Raw genomic sequence first — 18,309 nt, 5'->3', positions numbered from 1 at the left:
CCCGTTTTTTTATGCGGCGTCGAATGAAAGCCGTGGAGTGCGACTCAGAACGATGCGCAGGCCGGCACGATGGTGATGCCGACCGACTGCTGCCGGAAGCGCTCGACGTACGCGTGCCGGATCGCCTGGAGCCGCGCGCGCGTATCGTCCGTATCGTCGGCGACGATACGGACCACGAAGCCCGTTTCCCGGATGGTCCGGCCGGTGGCGCGATCGCGCCATTGGCCGCGGGTGTCCCAGACCGTGAAGCCGTCCGGAAAGCGTGGCGTGACGACGTCGGCAAGGAAGGCGGTGCGTTCCTCGTCGGTGACGGGGCCGCGTCCGGCGATATCGCGCCCGAACAGCAGGTCGGCCTGCAACATGCGATGCGCGTCGGGCTGCGTGCAGGCGAGCGGGGCGACAGTGTTGGCGACGGGCGAGGGCGGGGCCGCGCAACCGGCGAGCAGCGCGATCGCGGCAGCGCCGATGATCTGCCGCGAGCGCTGCCGCCACGCGGCGGGACGCGCGTTCGGTGGCGGAATCTGCCTATTTCGCGTCCGGCGCCCTTCGCGCGCGCAAAACGCTGCGCGTTCAACCACTTGCGTGTTTGTCCGGCGGGTTATCAACAGGGCTGTCAACATAAACTGGGGATAACCCTGAGTGCTTCGCGGGAGGTCAGCGCTGCAGTTTCGCGTGCGCGAGATGCATGCCGAGCGTGGCGGGGTCGGTGTTGGTGCCCGACAGCAGCACGCCGACCCGCTTGCCCTGCAGCGTTTCGCGCAGCGGGCCGAGCAGCGCCGCGAGCGCCGCCGCGCACGCCGGTTCGACCGACAGCTTCAGGTGCGAGAACAGGAACAGCATCGCCGCGCGCAGCGCGTCGTCGGACACCGTGACGATGCGGTCGACATGACGTCGGCACAGCTGGTAGCTGTATTCCTCGGTATGCGGCGCCATCAGCGAATCGGCGATGGTCTGCATCGCGCTCATCTTGATCGTGTGATTGGCCGCGAAGCTGCGGCTCATCGCGTCGGCGCCTTCGGGTTCGACGCCGTACACGTGCACGCGCGGATTCGCGAGCCGCAGCGCGGTCGCCATGCCGGCCGCGAGCCCGCCGCCGCCGATCGGCACGATCACGGCGTCGAGATCGGGCGTCTGCGTCGCCCATTCGTAGCCGAGCGTCGCGGTGCCGAGAATCGTGTGATAGCCGTTGAACGGATGGATGAAGAAGCGGCCTTCCTCGGCCTCGATCCGCCGCACGAGGTCGAATGCCTGCGACGCGCTGCCGGCGAGCACGACTTCCGCGCGGTACTGCTTGCACTGCGCGATGCGCGTCGGGCTCGCGGTGTGAAACATCACGACCTTCGCGCTGCTGCCGAGCCGCATCGCCGCATACGCGACGGCGGCCGCATGATTGCCGGCCGACACGCAGGTGACGCCGGCGTTCTTGCGCGCTTCGTCGAGTGCGAGCAGATGCGTGAACGCGCCGCGCGCCTTGAAGCTGCCGCTCGCCTGCAGCAGCTCGAACTTGAAATTGACGTGCGTGCCTTCGAGGGACGGCAGGTCGGCGCGCTCGAACACGGGCGTGCGGGCGACCCACGGCGACAATGCGAAATGCTGCGCGGCGATTTCGTCGAGCGTCGGAATCGGCTCGCCGTCGATCGTCGTATGGGCTGTGCCCTGTTGTTCAGTCGACATGACGTGGCGTGTGGCGCGAGTGAGCCGGCCCGCTCGCGCAGGCCGGCGTGGGCGGGCGGTCAGTGTGCGTCGACCGACATGCTGCGGATGAACTTGCGCAGAAACTGCTCGCAGCCCGCGAGCTGCGCGAGCTCGACATACTCGTTCGGCTTGTGCGCCTGTTCGATGTTGCCCGGCCCGCAGACGATGCTCGGAATGCCCGCGCGTTCGAACAGGCCGGCCTCGGTGCCGTAGGCGACCTTGCGCTTGTCCTGGTCGGCCGTCAGCGCGCGCACGAGCTGCGTGATCGCGGCCTGTTCGGTTGCGTCGAGCCCCGGCGCCGCGGCGATCTTCGAGAACTCGATCGCGGCGTTCGGATGCTCGCGCTGCATCTGCGGCAGCAGCGTTTCCCGCGCATACGCTTCGATGCGCGTGAAGATCTGCTCGGGATCGAGCGTCGGCAGGTTGCGGAACTCGAAGTCGAACCGGCATTCGGCTGGCACCGTATTGATCGCGTTGCCGCCCTGGATCGTGCTCGTCTGCGCGGTCGTGAACGGGACGTCGTACAGGTCGTCGAACGGGCCTTCGGCGCGGAAGCGGTCGGCGATGTCGCGGATGTGGCAGATGAGGCGTGCCGCATATTCGATCGCGTTCAGCCCCTTCGGCGTCAGCGACGAGTGCGCCGCGTGGCCGCGCACGCAGCAGCGGTACGCGTTGATGCCCTTGTGCGCGATGATCGGGCGCATGCTGGTCGGCTCGCCGACGATGCAGCCGGACGGCTTCACGCCGCGCTCGACGAGATCGGCGATCAGCAGCGGCGCGCCGGCGCAGCCGATTTCCTCGTCGTAGGACAGCGCGAAATGAATCGGCTGCGCGAGCTTCGTCGCCTGCATCTCGGGCAGCAGCGCGAGCGCCGTGCCGATGAAACCCTTCATGTCGCACGTGCCGCGGCCGTACAGGCGGCCGTCGCGCAGTTCCGGCGCGAACGGGTTGCTGTCCCACTGCTGGCCGTCGACCGGCACGACGTCGGTATGCCCCGACAGCACGATGCCGCCGTCGGTCGAGCCGTCGTGCGCGGGCACCGTCGCGAACAGGTTCGCCCAGCCTTCGCGCGGATCGTGCGTGAGCGTCGACACGATGCCCTTCGCGGCCAGCGCGTCGCGCACCGTTTCGATCAGGCCGAGGTTCGGCACGCGGCTCGTCGTGTCCATCGATACCAACTGCTTGATCCAGGGCAGGCCGACGAGCGAAGCGTCGCCTTGGTCGGCGGCGGGCGGGGCCGTCGCGTCGAGAGTGGACATGGCAAAACTCCGTCAGAGGAATGGGAAAATCATACTCAAAAACGCGCCGGCCCGCCTTCGCCCGGCGCAGTGCGGTGCAGCATCGCCGCGCGCCGTCAGCGCGCCGCGCTGGTCGCGCCCGGACGCGGCGCGAGCGCGCGCAGCGTTTCCTTGATCGTCGACACGCGGATCGCGAGATCGGGCGAGCGCGTCTCGATGCGCAGCTTGTCCTGGCCCGCGAGCTTGATGTGCCGGTGTTTCTGCACCATCTCGATGATCCGCATCGGGTCGATCGGCGGGTTCGGTTCGAACTGCAGCCCGATCGCGATCTCGCTCGCGTCGATCTTGACGATGCCGAGCGGCTTCGCCGCCAGCCGCAACCGGTGCGTTTCGACGAGCGCGTGCGCCTGCGGCGGCAGCTTGCCGAAACGGTCGATCAGCTCTTCCTGGATGCCGTCGATCGCGTCGCCGTGCTCGCAGTTCGCGAGACGCTTGTACAGCGACAGCCGCTCCTGCACGTCCACGCAGTAGTCGGCCGGCAGGATCGCGGGCGCATGCAGGTTGATTTCCGTCGTCGCGGCGAGCGGGGCGGTGAGGTCGGGCTCCTTGCCGTTCTTCAGCGCCTTCACCGCGTCGTTGAGCATGTCGGTGTAAAGCTGGAAGCCGATCTCGTGGATCTCGCCCGACTGCTTGTCGCCGAGCACCTCGCCGGTGCCGCGGATCTCGAGGTCGTGCATCGCGAGATAGAAGCCCGAACCGAGTTCCTCCATCTGCTGGATCGCCTCGAGCCGGCGCTGCGCCTGCTTGGTCAGCGCCTGCGGATCGTGGACCAGCAGATACGCATAGGCCTGGTGGTGCGAACGGCCGACGCGGCCGCGCAGCTGGTGGAGCTGCGCGAGGCCGAACTTGTCCGCGCGGTGCATGATGATCGTGTTCGCGCTCGGCACGTCGATGCCGGTCTCGATGATGGTCGTGCACAGCAGCACGTTCGCGCGCTGCGCGACGAAATCGCGCATCACGCGTTCGAGTTCGCGCTCGTGCATCTGGCCGTGCGCGATCGCGATGCGCGCTTCGGGCACCAGTTCCTCGAGCATCGCCTTGCGATTCTCGATCGTCTCGACCTCGTTGTGCAGGAAGTACACCTGGCCGCCGCGCTTCAGTTCGCGCAGCATCGCCTCGCGGATCACGCTTTCTTCCTCGCGGCGCACGAAGGTCTTGATCGCGAGCCGCTTCTGCGGCGCGGTGGCGATCACCGAGAAGTCGCGCAGCCCCTCGAGCGCCATCCCGAGCGTGCGCGGGATCGGCGTCGCGGTGAGCGTCAGCACGTCGACTTCCGCGCGCAGCGCCTTCAGCGCTTCCTTCTGGCGCACGCCGAAGCGGTGCTCCTCGTCGATGATCACGAGGCCGAGGCGCTTGAACTGCACGTCCGACGACAGCAGCTTGTGCGTGCCGATCACGATGTCGACGCTGCCTTCGTTGATCTGCGCGATCGCCGCGTTCACTTCCTTGGTCGTCTTGAAACGCGACAGCTCGACGATACGCACCGGCCAGTCCGCGAAGCGGTCGGCGAAGGTTTGCGTATGTTGCTCCGCGAGCAGCGTGGTCGGCGACAGCAGCGCGACCTGCTTGCCGCCCATCACCGCGATGAACGCGGCGCGCAGCGCGACTTCGGTCTTGCCGAAGCCGACGTCGCCGCACACGAGGCGGTCCATCGGCTTGCCGCTCGTCATGTCGCCGATCACGGCCGCGATCGCCGCGGCCTGGTCGGGCGTTTCCTCGAAGCCGAAGCTTTCCGCGAACTTCACGTAGTCGCGCGGCTCGAGCGCGAACGCATGGCCTTCGCGGGCCGCGCGGCGCGCGTACAGGTTCAGCAGCTCGGCGGCGGTGTCGCGGATCTGCTGCGCGGCCTTGCGCTTCGCGCGCTCCCACTGGCCCGAGCCGAGCGCGTGCAGCGGTGCGCTGTCGGGATCGGCGCCGCTGTAGCGCGAGATCACGTGCAGTTGCGAGACCGGCACGTAGAGCTTGCTGTCGCCCGCGTATTCGAGGTGCAGGAATTCGGTTTCGCCTTCGCCGAGATCCATCGACACGAGGCCCATGTAGCGGCCGATGCCGTGCTGCGCGTGGACCACCGGGTCGCCGACCTTCAGCTCCGACAGGTCGCGCACCATCGCGTCGACGTTGCTCGCCTGCTCCTGCCGGCGGCGCCCCGCGCGGCGGCCGAGCGCGCCGTACAGCTCGGTTTCGGTGACGAGCGCATAGCCTTCGCCCGGCACCGCGAAGCCGCTCGCGAGCGGCGCGACGCCGAGCGCGAAGCGCGCGTCGCTCGCGAGCCAGCTCGCGAAGTCGTCGTTCGACGACGGTCGCAGGTGATGTTCGGCGAGCAGTTGCAGGATCGTTTCGCGGCGGCCGGCCGATTCGACGGTCAGCAGCACGCGCTTGCCGGACGATTCGACGAACGTGCGCAGCGCGGCGAGCGGATCGTCGGCGTGGCGATCGACCGTCAGCTCGGGCAGCCCGGTCGCCCAGCCGCCGGCCGGCTGCGCGGGCAGCACGACGCGCGCGAACGGCTTCGCGAACGCGAAGAAATCCTCGTCCGACAGGAACAGGCGCTGCGGTTCGAGGATCGGCCGCTCGCGATCGTGCGACAGGAAGGCGTGGCGCTGCTTCGTGTCGGCGGTGAAGCGGCGGATCGACGTTTCGAGATCGCCGGCGAACACCAGGTGCGCGTCCTGCGGCAGGTAGTGGAACAGCGTGGCCGTTTCGTCGAAGAACAGCGGCAGGTAATACTCGATGCCGGCCGACGGCACGCCGCTGCCGATGTCCTTGTAGATCGGCGCGCGGCTCGGGTCGCCTTCGAAGGTTTCGCGCCAGCGGCTGCGAAAGGCCGTGCGGGCAGCTTCGTCGAACGGAAATTCGCGGCCGGGCAGCAGGCGCACGTCGCGCACCGGATAGAGGCTGCGCTGCGTATCGGGATCGAACGCGCGGATCGAGTCGACCTGGTCGTCGAACAGGTCGATCCGGTACGGCAGCGGCGAACCCATCGGGTACAGGTCGATCAGCGAGCCGCGCACGCAGTATTCGCCGGGCCGCACGACCTGGCTCACGTGCTCGTAGCCGGCCAGCGTCAGCTGCGCCTTCAGCTTCGCCTCGTCGAGCCGCTCGCCCTGCGCGAACGCGAACGTGTACGCGGCCATGAACGACGCGGGCGGCATCCGGTACAGCGCGGTGGTCGCGGGCACCAGCAGGATGTCGCAGCGCCCCTCGCCGAGGTCGTGCAGCGTCGCCAGTCGCTCGGAGACGAGATCCTGGTGCGGCGAGAAGGTGTCGTACGGCAGCGTTTCCCAGTCCGGCAGCAGGCGTACGCGCGCATCGGGCGAGAAGTAGCGGAGTTCCTGCGACAGCCGCTGCGCGTCCACCGCGTTCGCGCAGATCACCGCAAGGAGCGGGACCGCGTCGCGGTTGTCGGCGAGATAGCGGGCGATGGCGAGCGCGTCGGCGGAGCCGTGCGCGCCGTCGAAGGCGAACCGCTGGCCCGGCTTGACGCGGGCGACGGGCGAGGCGAACGGGGTGGAAGCGTTGTCTGGCATAGGGACGGCAGGGGTGGCGGGCACGGGCGCATCGCGGTGCGCCGGTCGAGACGAAAGACCTATTATAAAATCCGCTTCTCGATTTCACCTTTCCGGCGTTTTTCTTTCGTGACTCCCCGACTTTTCGCCCTGATTCCCTGTGCCGGCACGGGCAGCCGTTCCGGTTCGGCCGTGCCGAAGCAATATCGCACGCTGGCCGGCCGCGCGCTGCTGCATTACACGCTCGCCGCGTTCGACGCGTGCAGCGAATTCGCGCAGACGCTCGTCGTCCTCGCGCCCGACGACACGCACTTCGACGCGCGCCGCTTCGCGGGCCTGCGCTTCGCGGTGCGCCGCTGCGGCGGCGGCTCGCGGCAGGCATCGGTGCTGAACGGGCTGCTCGAGCTGGCCGAATTCGGCGCGACCGACCAGGACTGGGTGCTCGTGCACGACGCCGCGCGCCCGGGCATCACGCCGGCGCTGATCCGCACGCTCGTCGCGACGCTGAAGGACGACCCGGTCGGCGGCATCGTCGCGCTGCCGGTGGCCGATACGCTCAAGCGCGTGCCGGCCGGCGGCGACGCGATCGCGCGCACCGAGTCGCGCGACGCGCTGTGGCAGGCGCAGACGCCGCAGATGTTCCGCATCGGCATGCTGCGCGACGCGATCCTGCGCGCGCAGCGCGACGGGCACGACCTGACCGACGAGGCCAGCGCGATCGAATGGGCCGGCCATACGCCGCGCGTCGTACAGGGCAGCCTGCGCAACTTCAAGGTCACGTACCCGGAAGATTTCGCGCTCGCGGAAGCGATTCTCGCGCGCCCCGCGAACGCTTCCTGACTTTCACCTTATCTCAACCGGAATACGCATGGACTTCAGAATCGGACAAGGCTACGACGTGCACCAGCTCGTGTCGGGGCGCCCCCTCATCATTGGCGGCGTGACGATTCCGTACGAGCGCGGCCTGCTCGGCCATTCGGACGCCGACGTGCTGCTGCACGCGATCACCGACGCGCTGTTCGGCGCGGCGGCGCTGGGCGACATCGGTCGCCATTTCTCGGACACCGATGCGGCGTTCAAGGGCGCGGACAGCCGCGTGCTGCTGCGCGAATGCGTCGCCCGCGTGAAGGCGGCCGGCTTCACGATCCAGAACGTCGACAGCACCGTGATCGCGCAGGCGCCGAAGCTCGCGCCGCATATCGACGGGATGCGTGCGAACATCGCGGCCGATCTCGGGTTGCCGCTCGAGCGCGTGAACGTGAAGGCGAAGACCAACGAGAAGCTCGGCTATCTCGGCCGCGGCGAGGGCATCGAGGCGCAGGCCGCGGCGTTGCTGGTGAAGCAGGGCGCCTGACGGCGTCGCGAAGCGGCGTGCGCGTTGTGCTGCCGGAATGAAAAAATGCCACGCGAATGCGTGGCATTTTCGTTTGACGGCGGCGGCATGACGCAGCACCCACGGGCCGCGGCATGCCGCCGCGCGGCGGCCGGTTACTCCCCTTCGGCGGCGATCACCTGCGCGGCGGCGTTGATCACCGACGCGATGCGGCCGACGTCGCGCAGCTGTGTCGTCGTCATCCCTTGCTCGTTCTTCAGCAGCGCATAGTGCGACTTCACGCAGAAGTGGCACTTGCCGACGATCGACGCGGCGAGCGCGTACATCTCGAACCTGCGCTTGTCGACGCCGCCGTGCGACGCATACGCACCCATCCGCAGCTCGGCGCGCTGGGTCTTCAGGTCGGCGTCGTCGGCCATCTCGACATACGGATACCAGGTGTTGTTCATCCCCATCAGCGCGGCGGCCGTCAGCACGGCATGCGTCTCTTCGGGCGACAGCACGCCGGCTTCGCGGATCGTCTTCACCAGCACGGTGCTCTTCGCCGCGACCGCCGCTGCCAGCGCGACGCCGACCGCATCGGTGCCTTCGAGCGACGAGCGCGAGATCGTGCCGTCGAGGTTCAGGCGAATGTCCTTCGCGTAGTCGGGGATACGTGCCTTAATCGAGTCGATGAATTCCATTGATATCTCCTATGGGTTGGCCGTTAAAAAAGCCCGCAGGCAGGACGTGCGCCGCGGGCTTCGTGCATCGATGCGCTTACAGCGTTGCGCCGCCGACTGCACGGTTGCACGGGCACAGTTCGTCCGTTTGCAGGCCGTCCAGAATGCGCAGGACTTCTTCCGGGCTACGGCCGACGTTCAGGTTGTTCACCGAAACGTGCTGGATCGTGTTGTCCGGGTCGACGATGAACGTCGCGCGCAGCGCAACGCCGGCTTCCTTGTCGCGCACGCCGAGCTGGTCGATCAGCTCGCCCTTGACGTCGCCGAACGAGTAGTGGTTCAGCTTGTCCAGGTCCTTGTGCTCACGGCGCCATGCGAGCTTCACGAATTCGTTGTCCGAGCTGCCGCCGAGCAGGACGGCGTCGCGCTCTTCGAACTGCTTCGTGAGCTTGGCGAATTCGACGATTTCCGTCGGGCACACGAACGTGAAATCCTTCGGATAGAAGTAGATGATCTTCCACTTGCCCGGGAACGACGCTTCGGTGACGGTCTCGAACGCCGACTGGCCGTTTTCCTCGTGATTGTTGAAGCCCGGCTTCGCGGCTACGACGGTGAATGCTTCGAGTTTATCGCCCACGGTTTTCATGCGGATACTCCTGTATGAGTTGGGAAGAAGACTGAGTCAAGCTACCTCGGTGCTGCAACGGTGATGTGACAGCACATGGGGAAAACTATAACACTATTGGCAAAGCGCTTCAATAGATTTTAACTAACTATCCTCATAGCTTTTTTCAACCGCGGCGATAGTGTGACGCGCAAGAACCGTGCGCGAACGTGTCATGCCGTCGCACGCGCCTTGCCGGCGCCGGGGAATTCGAGGGTGACTTCGAGGCCCGCTTCGGGGCTGCGGTTGCGCAGGCGCAGCGCGCCGCGATAGCGGCCGACGAGGCGCAGCACGATCGCCATGCCGAGCCCCGTGCCGTCCGCCTTGGTGCGGGCCGTGTCGACGCGGTAGAACGGCCGCATCACGAGCGGCAGCTGGTCCTCGGGGATGCCGGGGCCCTCGTCGCTCACCGACAGCTCGACGCGTGCGTGCGTCACGCGCGTCTCGAGCGTGATGCGCGACACGCCGTCCTGCCGGCTCTGGCCGTACTTGCGCGCGTTCTCGACGAGGTTGCCGATCACGCGGCGCATGTCCGTCTCGTCGGCTTCGATCACGGCGGTCGGCGCGAGCCGGGTGTGGATCTCGACGCCGTCCTCGCCCGACAGGCGTGCGGCGACTTCCTGCACGATCGACGACAGGTCGACCGGCTCCGGCTTGCGTTGCGTCGGGCGTGCGTAGTCGATGAATGCCGCGATGATGCGGTCCATCTGCTCGATGTCGTCGACCATCGCGTCCTTGGTCGCCTGGTCGGACGGGCTCATCTCGGTTTCGAGCCGCAGCCGCGCGAGCGGCGTGCGCAGGTCGTGCGAGATGCCCGCGAGCATCAGCGCGCGATCGGCCTCGAGCTGTTCGAGGTCGCGCACCATCTGGTTGAAGCTGCGATTGGTGTCGGCCGCGACGCCCATCCCGCGTTCGGGCAGCGGATCGGGCGCCTGGCCCGAACCGACCTGGCGCGCGGCGAGCGCGAGCCGCGAGAACGGCCGGTTCACGAGGCTCGTGATGAACGCGGAGCCGAATAGCGACAGCGCGAGCGCGAACAGGCCCCAGCCGGCCCACTGCAGGCCGGTGACGTTGTCGAGCTGGTCGCGGTCGAGCGCGACCCAGTAGTCGTCGTCGTCGATCTTGAAGCTGATCCACACGCCCGGGATGTCGTTGACCGACTGGGCGATCACGGTGTCGTCGCCGAGACGGCTGCGGATGTCGTGTTCGATCAGACGATTCAGCGACTCGTCGGGCTGCAGCTTGAACTTGTCGGTTTTTTCGCGCGGGTAAACGCGCACGCCCTCGTTGCTCTCCAGATCCTGCAGCAGCGCGCGCCGCAAATCGGGATCGGAATAGAGCAGGGCGGTGCGCGTGAGCTTCACGATCGCGACGAGCTGGAGCGCGACGCGCTGCGCGCGCGGCTCCCGCTCGATCACGCGAAAGCTCTGGAACCACGCGGCGAGACTGACCGAGATCAGCAGCGCGATCAGCAGGAAGGTGCGCCAGAACAGCCCGCCGAACGCGAGCTGCAGGAGGCGCCGGTCGATACGCATGGGACGGGCCGAGGACAGGCGAAACCGGAAAGAAAGAAGATCAGGCGGCGCCGTCCGGAATGAACACGTAGCCGAGGCCCCAGACGGTCTGGATGAAGCGCGGGCTGCCCGGATCCGGTTCGATCAGCTTGCGCAGGCGCGAGATCTGCACGTCGAGGCTGCGGTCGAACACTTCGTATTCACGGCCGCGCGCGAGCTCCATCAGCTTCTCGCGCGACAGCGGCTGGCGCGGATGACGCGCGAATACCTTCAGCACCGAGAATTCGCCGGTCGTCAGCGGAATTTCCTGGCCCGATTTCGTGAGCGTGCGCGTCGCGAGATTCAGCGAGAACTCGCCGAACTCGAACACCTCGGTGGTTTCGGACGGTGCGCCCGGCAGTTCGGCCGGCGCCTGGCGGCGCAGCACCGCGTGAATGCGCGCGACGAGTTCGCGCGGGTTGAACGGCTTGGGCAGGTAGTCGTCGGCGCCCATCTCGAGGCCGACGATGCGATCGACGTCTTCACCCTTCGCGGTGAGCATGATGATCGGCGTGCGGTCGTTGCTGCCGCGCAGACGGCGGCAGATCGACAGGCCGTCTTCGCCGGGCAGCATCAGGTCGAGCACGAGCAGGTCGAAGCGCTCGCGCACCCAGAGCTTGTTCATCGCGGTCGCGTTCTCCGCGACGTATACGTTGAAACCCTGCTCGCCGAGATAGCGGCGCAGCAGATCGCGCAGGCGCGGGTCGTCGTCGACGACGAGAATCTTGGAGGGGTTTTTCGTTTCCATGAGCGGCATCTTATCGCGAATGAGAAATCACGCACGGTCGCGTATTTTCAGGCGTTACAGTCAGTTACAAAATTTACCCGTAGTGTCGTAGAGAGTAAAGGCAGGCTATCGAGATTCCTTTACTCGAAGCCGAAATTCGGTGGATACTCCCTGCACTCCATCTTTCATCTTTGCACACCCGAATTCCGCAGGGTTTTTCAAGTACCAGAGGTAACCGGTTGCCGCGTGACGAAGGGAACAAATCGACCAGAGAAGCGAGGACGGTCATGCGATCTGCCCGGATTGCACTGATGCTGACGATCGCACTTGCCGGTCCATATGCGTCGAACTTCGCGTATGCGCAGCGCCCCGAACAGGGCGCATGGTCGCGCAAGATGCAGCGCGGCAAAGCGTCGCAGCCCGACCGCGCCGCCGACACGGCGGTTCGTTCCGCCGTGCCTCCCGATCTCGAACAGCGCCGCCGCGACGGGCACATGACGCCCGAAGAGCGCCACCTGCTGCGTCAGCACATCGAAGACGCCGTCCGCGAGCTGTACAAGCGCTGAGCCGCGCGCCTTGCCCGCTGCCCGAAAAATTCCGTAGCAATTTTTCCGTCAACTTTCACCCGCGTCCCGCCGTTGAACCGGCATCCGCGCCGACGGTGCGTTCCGGGAGTTCCAGACGATGAAAGCGCATGCTGCCGCATCGGTTTCACCTGCGATGCAGGCGCCGCTCGACGCCGACGATGCGTCGTTCTTCCTGAGCCGTACCGGCTTTTCTCCCGCCCCTGCCGAGGTTGCCCGCGTCGTCGGCATGACGCGCGCGCAGGCCGTGGCCGACGTGCTCGCCGATGTGCGCCGCGACCCCGTGACGACGTGGCCCGACTGGATCGCCGAGCTGCCGCCGACACGCGCGCAGCGTCAGGCGCTGACGCCCGACATGCGCCGCGACGCGCAGCGCGAACGCAATCACCGTTACGATGCGTTACGCGCCGCATGGGTCAACGAGATGATCGTGACGCCGTCGCCGCTCACCGAACGCATGACGCTGTTCTGGCATGGACACTTCACGTCGGGGCAGGACAAGGTGCCGTATCCGCAGACGATGGCCGTGCAGAACGCGCTGTTTCGCCGCGAGGCGCTCGGCAATTTCGGCACGCTGCTGCATGCCGTCGCGAAGGATCCGGCGATGCTCCAGTATCTCGACGGCGCGAGCAATCGCAAGGGGCGCCCGAACGAGAATTTCGCGCGCGAGGTGATGGAGCTGTTCACGCTCGGCGAAGGGCATTACACGCAGCGCGACGTGACCGAAGCCGCGCGCGCGATGACCGGCTGGAGCATCGATCCCGATACGCTGCGCTTCGTGGTGCGGCCCGAATGGCACGATGCAGGCGACAAGACGATTCTCGGCGAGACCGGCGCGTTCGACGGCGACGGGTTTCTCGACATCCTGCTGAAGCGGCCCGACACCGCACGCTTCATTGCAGGCAAGCTGTGGCGCGAGTTCGTTTCCGATACGCCCGACGCCGGCGCGCTCGACACCGTTGCCGAACGGTTTCGCGCGAGCGGCTACGACGTTCGCGCGGCGCTCGCCGCGCTATGGTCGACCGATGCATTCTGGGATCCGCGCAACCGCGGCGTGCTCGTGAAATCGCCGGCCGAATTCGTGGTCGGCTCGGTGCGGCTCTTCGACGTCGCGTACGGCGACCCGCAGATGCTCGCGAACACCGTGCGCACGCTCGGGCAGAACCTGTTCTATCCGCCGAACGTGAAGGGCTGGCCGGGCGGCGCGATGTGGATCAACAGCACCACGCTGCTCGCGCGCAAGCAGTTCGTCGAGCAGTTGTTCCGCGCGACCGAGACGGCCGGCATGCGCGCGCCGGCGCCGCCGCCGAATGCCCGCGCTGCCCGCGCGCACGTGGTGCCGGTGGTCGACACGGCGTCTGCTGCCGCCATGCGCGGCGGGCCGGCCAAACCCGTGCGCGGCGGTCTGCGGTTCGACCTCGAGCGCTGGCTCGCGCAGTATCGCGCGCGACCGCAGGCGACGGCGGGATTGTCGATCGAGCTTCAACTGCAGCATGCGGTGCTGCCGGTGTCGCCCGTTGCGGCGATCGATACGGACTCGACCGGCAGCGCGTATCTCGAGGCGCTGCTGATGGACCCGGCCTATCAACTGAAATGACGAAATCGACGATGGAGAGGCGCGCCGCAGCGGCGAATGTGCCGCGCGGCGAACCGAAGGATGCGGGATGAATCGACGTGACTTTCTGACGCTGACGGGCGCCGCGGCGGCCGCGGGCGTGTCGGTGTGGCAACCGTCCGCGCTGGCCGCTCCAGCCGCGCGCACGACGGCCGGCTATGCGAACGTGCTGATCCTCGTCGAGCTGAAAGGCGGCAACGACGGGCTCAACACGGTGGTGCCGTATGCCGATCCGTTGTACTACCAGTTCCGCCGCGGCATCGGCATCAGGCGCGAGCAGGTGCTGCAGCTCGATGCGCATACGGGGCTGCATCCGTCGCTGGCACCGCTGATACCGTTGTGGCGCGACGGGCAGGTCGCCATCGTGCAGGGCGTCGGCTATCCGCAGCCGAACCTGTCGCATTTCCGCTCGATCGAGATCTGGGATACCGCGTCGCGTTCCGATCAATACCTGCACGAAGGCTGGCTCACGCGCACGTTTGCGCAGGCGCCCGTGCCGCCCGGTTTCGCGGCGGACGGCGTCGTGCTCGGCAGCGCCGAGATGGGGCCGCTCGCGAACGGCGCGCGTGCGATCGCGCTCGTCAATCCCGCGCAGTTCATCCGTGCGGCGCGGCTTGCCGAGCCGTCGTCGCTGCGCGAACGGAATCCGGCGCTCGCGCACATCGTCGACGTCGAGAACGATATCGTGAAGGCAGCCGACCGGCTGCGCCCGCGCGGCGGGATGCGCGCGTTCAGGACGGCCTTTCCGGCCGGGACGTTCGGCACGTCGGTGAAGACGGCGATGCAGGTGCTCGCCGCATGCGAGGCGCCGGGGCCGGGGGCACAGGATGGCGTCGCGGTGCTGCGGCTCACGCTCAACGGATTCGACACGCACCAGAACCAGCCGGGACAGCAGGCGGCGTTGCTCAAGCAGTTTGCGGAAGGGATGAGCGCGATGCGCAGCGCGCTGACCGAGCTCGGGCGCTGGAACCAGACGCTCGTGATGACGTATGCGGAATTCGGCCGGCGCGTGCGCGAGAACCAGAGCAACGGCACCGATCACGGGGCGGCCGCGCCGCATTTCGTGATGGGCGGCCGCGTGGCCGGCGGCCTGTACGGTGCGCCGCCCGCGCTCGGGCACCTCGACGGCAACGGCAACCTGCCGGTCGCGGTCGATTTCCGCCAGCTCTATGCGACCGTGCTCGGGCCGTGGTGGGGGCTCGATGCGACGCGCGTGCTGCAGCAGCGCTTCGATACGTTGCCGCTGCTCAAGGCGTGAGGGTGCAAGTGCGTCGCGTTGCGCTACGGGTCAGCGGCGGCGTGCGGCTCGCCATGCGATCCACAGCTTGCGGATCGGCGTCAGCGCGATGCGCTGGTGCAGCACCTGGAAGCCGTCGCGCTCGATTTCGTCGAGCAGCGCGCCGGCCAGCGCGATCTGCGCCCGCAGCGTGCGCTGCGCGCGGCGTTCGGATGCCGGGATCGCCGCGTTGGTCGCAGCGAGCGCTTCGCGCGCGCGGGCCGTCTGGAACTGCAGCAGCTCGGTGAAGGCCGGGCTGTAGCGGCGGTTCAGCAGATCGGCCGCGGTCACGTTGTAGCGTTGCAGTTCGTCGATCGGCAGGTAGATGCGGCCATGACGCGCATCGTTGCCGAGTTCCTGCACGAACTGCGCGAGCATCAGCGCGTGGCCGGCATCCGCGGCCCACGGCTGCGGGTCGGCCGGATTCGCGGCGCTCGCGCGCGCGACCAGCGATGCGAACGTGCTGCCGACCTGCGCGATGTAGCGCTGCAGGTTCGCGAAATCCAGGTAGCGCGCCTGTTCGAGATCCATCCCGTAACCGTTGACGAGCGTGCGTAGCGCGTCGGCCTCAGCCGCGATCGACGGATGATGTTGCGTCAGCGCTTTCGTGACCGGGTGCGTCGGTTCGCCGGCGGCGAGCGCCGCGAGTTCCTTGTGCCACCATGCGAGCTTCGTGTGTCCGACGGTCGGGTCGCTGGTTTCCTTGACGGTTTCCTCGAGTTCGCGGCGCAGCGCGAACAGGGCCGTCAGGCGTGGCGCGGCGGCGAGCGGTGCCTGGCGCAGCGCGTAGTAGACGCTGGAACCGGCGGGAGCAGCCTTTTGCTGACAGTAGTCGTCGAAGTTCACGGGCGGGATCGTGGCGAAGGCGGGTTCGGGGGACGCGTGCCGGCGCGTGGCCGACACGTCGAGCGCGGCATTCTAGCACCGCTCGTCGAGCGATGCCGGCGGGGCGAGACAATGCGGCGGAGATCGGGTAGAATCTCGCGCTCGCCTGATCGGGCGTGCCGGCTTTTCGGGTCGGCGCGAAGGGTCCCGGGTATTTCGGGCGCGCGGAGAACGTATCTTGCGTGCCGCGCGATCAGGCAACGGACATGCGCGTGAGTGGCGAAATTGGTAGACGCACCAGGTTTAGGTCCTGACGCCCGCAAGGGTGTGCCGGTTCGAGTCCGGCCTCACGCACCACGTATGCTCCCCGGCATTGCCATGTCGGGTCGAAAAGCCCCGCGAGTCTCGCATTCGCGGGGCTTTTTGTTATCCGCGCAGGTCGTTGGACTCGCGGAAGCGGCGAGCCTCTCAGAGGGCGCTGCTCCTGCAGCAAGGCGCCGAAATGTCCTCATGCCCGAGACGGCTATCCCGGCCACGGCTCGCGGCGCGCCATATTGCGGCGGCCATGCCGGTTGATGCCGTTTCGCGGGCACACACGCTTTTGCGTGCGCAGCCAACCCGGTTCCGTATAATCATGAACAAAACCTTTCATTCACGCGGGCTGTTTAACCGGGGGGCCGTCGATGATCCACACCACGCGCACGCTGATTTCCGTTTTGTCCTTGACGCTGACCATGCCGGCTTTTGCCGGCATACCCGCGGACAACATTGCCTGGAGCGCACGATCGGTGCAGACGGCCGCGCCGTCGGCGGCGTGCACGGCCTACTCCGGACGGCCGATCGCCAGCGGCCTCCCGCTGAACACGGACACCGTGCTGAAATCGGTCGGCATGGCGCTGCTGGGTTCCGCGTTGAGCGCGACCCAGGGCTATCAGGGGACGGTTCCGAACCCGTGCGCACGCGCGGGCCTGTAACTGCGCCACCGACGAACGGAGCGGCTTGCCGCTTCGTTCGACCAACGCGATACAGCCGATTCCCGAAAGCGCCGCGCGTCGACCGACCGCGGCGCTTTGTCGTTGCGAGCGTGACTAGTCCCAGAAACTGCGCACCGCGACCGCCACGATCACCGGTACCGAAAACACCAGCGGAATCGCGAAATACTGCGCTTCGCGATCGACGACCCAGCTATAGATCAACCACGCCACGCCGATCGCGAACGTGATCACGCCAACCAGAACGGCGGCGATATTCACGGCGAGCTTCGAAGGCTGGCGGCGCGCCTTGTCGTTGGAATCGGGTTCGCGCGGAGACGATTTCATCTGAAGAAGGGCCCGGGCCTGGCAGGTGTAAAAGCACAGGAGACCCCATCCGCACCGATCGCGCAAGGGTCCGGGCACACCGGCTCCGCATCGCCCGTTCCCGCGGGTGAGCGCGCGAGAACGGGCGAGAACAACGGGCGCTACAACCCGAACGACGTCGCCAGCTCGTCGAGCAGTCCGCGCTGGAACGCAACGAAGCGTTCTCCCGGCTGCTGCGCGATCGCGAGGCCGAGCATCGGATCGGCGACGTCGGTGCGCATGCCGGTCAGTTCCTCGACGATCGCGAGCCCGCAAAACGGCACATACGCCTCCGAATAGCCGCCTTCGTGAACGATCACGAGCCGCCCGCCGCAGTGGCGCTGCGCGGCCTCCTTCACCGCGCGCGTCATGAACCGGTAGCTGTCGGTATGCAGCTGCATGCGCGCGAGCGGATCCACGGCGCTCGCATCGAGGCCGCTCGCGATGACGATCAGCTCGGGCCGGAACCGCTCCAGCGCGGGCAGCACGATCCGCTCGAATGCGTAGCGATACGCGTCGTCGCCGCTGCCGGCGAGCAGCGGCACGTTCAGGTTCGCGCCGACGCCCGCGCCTTCGCCGCGATCGCCGCCGCCGCTGTAGCCGGGCGGGAAGCAGCGATCCTGGTGCAGCGAAATCGTCAGCGTATCCGGGTCGTCGTAGTAGATCGATTGCGTGCCGTTGCCGTGGTGCACGTCCCAGTCGATCACCGCGACGCGTTCGATCCCGTGTTTCGCACGCGCGGCCTCGATCGCGATCGGGATGTTCGCGAGCAGGCAGAAACCCATCGGACGATCGCGCAGGCAGTGATGGCCGGGCGGCCGCGACAGCGAGAACGCGTTGGCCGCGTGTTCGGCGACCACCGTGTCGACGGCCGCGATCGCGAGGCCCGCGGACAGCGCAGCGATCTCGTAGCTGCCCTTGCCGAACGGCGCGAGATCGCCGAGGTCGCCGCCGTTCGCGTCGCTGAGTGCGCGGAACGCGTCGAGATAGCTCGCGGGATGAATGCGCAGCAAATCGCCGGTCGTGGCCGGCGCGGCGCCGTGCATGTCGAGGTGCGCGGCAAGCCCGGACGCCTGCACGAGCGACAGGAAGCGGCGCTTCGAATCGGGCGATTCGGCGTAGCCGGCGCTCGACGGCGGCTGGACCCAGCCGCCGACCGGGAAGAACAGCGCATGCGTGCCGCCGGTGTGCCAGAAGGTGCGTTCGTCGGTAAAGAAGGCAGTGCGATTCATGG

17 protein-coding genes and 1 tRNA gene are annotated in these 18,309 nt (G+C 67.5%); 7 read left to right on the top strand and 11 right to left on the bottom strand.

Going from position 1 to position 18,309, the window contains the following annotated elements; genetic code table 11:
- Nucleotides 1-44 precede the first annotated feature (44 nt).
- From BME24068_RS13920 to mfd, 4 genes are all read right to left on the bottom strand, one after another.
- A complete protein-coding gene (locus tag BME24068_RS13920; RefSeq protein WP_338138545.1) occupies nt 45-578 on the bottom strand; it encodes a DUF3574 domain-containing protein in 534 nt (177 codons plus the stop codon).
- A 76-nt stretch (nt 579-654) separates the two neighbouring features.
- Complete coding sequence (locus BME24068_RS13915) at nt 655-1,674, bottom strand: threonine/serine dehydratase family protein (protein ID WP_096503197.1); 1,020 nt, start codon at nt 1,672-1,674, stop codon at nt 655-657.
- Nucleotides 1,675-1,733: 59 nt separating this feature from the next.
- A complete protein-coding gene (gene argE, locus BME24068_RS13910; protein ID WP_096503195.1) occupies nt 1,734-2,954 on the bottom strand; it encodes an acetylornithine deacetylase in 1,221 nt (406 codons plus the stop codon).
- Between the two features lie 95 nt (nt 2,955-3,049).
- The gene (gene mfd / locus BME24068_RS13905) at nt 3,050-6,520 is read right to left on the bottom strand and encodes a transcription-repair coupling factor (protein ID WP_096503193.1); all 3,471 of its coding nucleotides are present in this window, start codon (nt 6,518-6,520) and stop codon (nt 3,050-3,052) included.
- A gap of 108 nt (nt 6,521-6,628) precedes the next feature.
- Between mfd and ispD the strand changes: the two genes are divergently transcribed.
- The gene (ispD, locus tag BME24068_RS13900; RefSeq protein WP_096503191.1) at nt 6,629-7,339 is read left to right on the top strand and encodes a 2-C-methyl-D-erythritol 4-phosphate cytidylyltransferase; all 711 of its coding nucleotides are present in this window, start codon (nt 6,629-6,631) and stop codon (nt 7,337-7,339) included.
- 28 nt (nt 7,340-7,367) lie between these two features.
- The gene (gene ispF / locus BME24068_RS13895; RefSeq protein ID WP_096503189.1) at nt 7,368-7,853 is read left to right on the top strand and encodes a 2-C-methyl-D-erythritol 2,4-cyclodiphosphate synthase; all 486 of its coding nucleotides are present in this window, start codon (nt 7,368-7,370) and stop codon (nt 7,851-7,853) included.
- A 134-nt stretch (nt 7,854-7,987) separates the two neighbouring features.
- On the opposite strand, the gene BME24068_RS13890 is transcribed toward ispF, so the two are convergent.
- The 4 genes from BME24068_RS13890 to ompR all read right to left on the bottom strand — a co-directional run bounded on the left by BME24068_RS13890 (nt 7,988) and on the right by ompR (nt 11,468).
- Nucleotides 7,988-8,515 carry a carboxymuconolactone decarboxylase family protein gene (locus tag BME24068_RS13890; protein ID WP_096503187.1) on the bottom strand — a complete coding sequence of 176 codons (528 nt, stop codon included), beginning with the start codon at nt 8,513-8,515 and terminating at the stop codon, nt 7,988-7,990.
- A gap of 76 nt (nt 8,516-8,591) precedes the next feature.
- Nucleotides 8,592-9,140 (bottom strand): peroxiredoxin, encoded by a 549-nt coding sequence (locus tag BME24068_RS13885; RefSeq protein WP_006478563.1) that lies wholly within the window; start codon nt 9,138-9,140, stop codon nt 8,592-8,594.
- Nucleotides 9,141-9,331: 191 nt separating this feature from the next.
- Complete coding sequence (locus BME24068_RS13880) at nt 9,332-10,693, bottom strand: ATP-binding protein (protein WP_096503185.1); 1,362 nt, start codon at nt 10,691-10,693, stop codon at nt 9,332-9,334.
- A 40-nt stretch (nt 10,694-10,733) separates the two neighbouring features.
- Entirely contained in the window at nt 10,734-11,468 is a 735-nt protein-coding gene (ompR, locus tag BME24068_RS13875; RefSeq protein WP_004192636.1) for an osmolarity response regulator transcription factor OmpR, read from the bottom strand.
- 257 nt (nt 11,469-11,725) lie between these two features.
- Here ompR and BME24068_RS13870 point away from each other — a divergent pair, with 257 nt between their 5' ends.
- The 3 genes from BME24068_RS13870 (at nt 11,726) to BME24068_RS13860 (ending at nt 14,895) form a co-directional block, all read left to right on the top strand.
- Entirely contained in the window at nt 11,726-12,004 is a 279-nt protein-coding gene (locus BME24068_RS13870) for a hypothetical protein (RefSeq protein ID WP_174926423.1), read from the top strand.
- Between the two features lie 118 nt (nt 12,005-12,122).
- A complete protein-coding gene (locus BME24068_RS13865; protein ID WP_174926422.1) occupies nt 12,123-13,619 on the top strand; it encodes a DUF1800 domain-containing protein in 1,497 nt (498 codons plus the stop codon).
- Nucleotides 13,620-13,686: 67 nt separating this feature from the next.
- A complete protein-coding gene (locus BME24068_RS13860; RefSeq protein WP_174926421.1) occupies nt 13,687-14,895 on the top strand; it encodes a DUF1501 domain-containing protein in 1,209 nt (402 codons plus the stop codon).
- A gap of 30 nt (nt 14,896-14,925) precedes the next feature.
- Here BME24068_RS13860 and hpnD read toward each other — a convergent pair whose 3' ends face one another.
- Entirely contained in the window at nt 14,926-15,759 is an 834-nt protein-coding gene (gene hpnD, locus BME24068_RS13855) for a presqualene diphosphate synthase HpnD (RefSeq protein WP_174926420.1), read from the bottom strand.
- A gap of 249 nt (nt 15,760-16,008) precedes the next feature.
- Between hpnD and BME24068_RS13850 the strand changes: the two genes are divergently transcribed.
- Nucleotides 16,009-16,095: transfer RNA gene (locus tag BME24068_RS13850), tRNA-Leu, on the top strand.
- A 326-nt stretch (nt 16,096-16,421) separates the two neighbouring features.
- Nucleotides 16,422-16,712 carry a hypothetical protein gene (locus BME24068_RS13845; RefSeq protein WP_096503167.1) on the top strand — a complete coding sequence of 97 codons (291 nt, stop codon included), beginning with the start codon at nt 16,422-16,424 and terminating at the stop codon, nt 16,710-16,712.
- A 114-nt stretch (nt 16,713-16,826) separates the two neighbouring features.
- Here the strand turns inward: BME24068_RS13845 and BME24068_RS13840 are convergent, their stop codons facing one another.
- Both BME24068_RS13840 and BME24068_RS13835 read right to left on the bottom strand, forming a co-directional pair.
- Nucleotides 16,827-17,057 carry a hypothetical protein gene (locus BME24068_RS13840; RefSeq protein WP_096503165.1) on the bottom strand — a complete coding sequence of 77 codons (231 nt, stop codon included), beginning with the start codon at nt 17,055-17,057 and terminating at the stop codon, nt 16,827-16,829.
- Between the two features lie 140 nt (nt 17,058-17,197).
- Nucleotides 17,198-18,307 carry a class II histone deacetylase gene (locus BME24068_RS13835; RefSeq protein WP_174926419.1) on the bottom strand — a complete coding sequence of 370 codons (1,110 nt, stop codon included), beginning with the start codon at nt 18,305-18,307 and terminating at the stop codon, nt 17,198-17,200.
- Between the last annotated feature and the right edge of the window lie 2 nt (nt 18,308-18,309).

It is taken from the genome of Burkholderia anthina (assembly GCF_902498995.1).
Classification (GTDB): domain Bacteria; phylum Pseudomonadota; class Gammaproteobacteria; order Burkholderiales; family Burkholderiaceae; genus Burkholderia; species Burkholderia anthina.
Note: the sequence above shows the minus strand (reverse complement) of the source record. Positions and strands in the feature narration are given on the sequence as shown.

Excerpts from the sequence above, each read along its gene's own strand:
- BME24068_RS13915 (WP_096503197.1), bottom strand. The coding sequence starts at position 1,674 with ATGTCGACTGAACAACAGGGCACAGCCCATACGACGATCGACGGCGAG.
- argE (WP_096503195.1), bottom strand. The coding sequence starts at position 2,954 with ATGTCCACTCTCGACGCGACGGCCCCGCCCGCCGCCGACCAAGGCGAC.
- mfd (WP_096503193.1), bottom strand. The coding sequence starts at position 6,520 with ATGCCAGACAACGCTTCCACCCCGTTCGCCTCGCCCGTCGCCCGCGTC.
- ispF (WP_096503189.1), top strand. The coding sequence starts at position 7,368 with ATGGACTTCAGAATCGGACAAGGCTACGACGTGCACCAGCTCGTGTCG.
- BME24068_RS13890 (WP_096503187.1), bottom strand. The coding sequence starts at position 8,515 with ATGGAATTCATCGACTCGATTAAGGCACGTATCCCCGACTACGCGAAG.
- BME24068_RS13885 (WP_006478563.1), bottom strand. The coding sequence starts at position 9,140 with ATGAAAACCGTGGGCGATAAACTCGAAGCATTCACCGTCGTAGCCGCG.
- BME24068_RS13880 (WP_096503185.1), bottom strand. The coding sequence starts at position 10,693 with ATGCGTATCGACCGGCGCCTCCTGCAGCTCGCGTTCGGCGGGCTGTTC.
- ompR (WP_004192636.1), bottom strand. The coding sequence starts at position 11,468 with ATGCCGCTCATGGAAACGAAAAACCCCTCCAAGATTCTCGTCGTCGAC.
- BME24068_RS13870 (WP_174926423.1), top strand. The coding sequence starts at position 11,726 with ATGCGATCTGCCCGGATTGCACTGATGCTGACGATCGCACTTGCCGGT.
- BME24068_RS13865 (WP_174926422.1), top strand. The coding sequence starts at position 12,123 with ATGAAAGCGCATGCTGCCGCATCGGTTTCACCTGCGATGCAGGCGCCG.
- BME24068_RS13860 (WP_174926421.1), top strand. The coding sequence starts at position 13,687 with ATGAATCGACGTGACTTTCTGACGCTGACGGGCGCCGCGGCGGCCGCG.
- BME24068_RS13845 (WP_096503167.1), top strand. The coding sequence starts at position 16,422 with ATGATCCACACCACGCGCACGCTGATTTCCGTTTTGTCCTTGACGCTG.
- BME24068_RS13840 (WP_096503165.1), bottom strand. The coding sequence starts at position 17,057 with ATGAAATCGTCTCCGCGCGAACCCGATTCCAACGACAAGGCGCGCCGC.
- BME24068_RS13835 (WP_174926419.1), bottom strand. The coding sequence starts at position 18,307 with ATGAATCGCACTGCCTTCTTTACCGACGAACGCACCTTCTGGCACACC.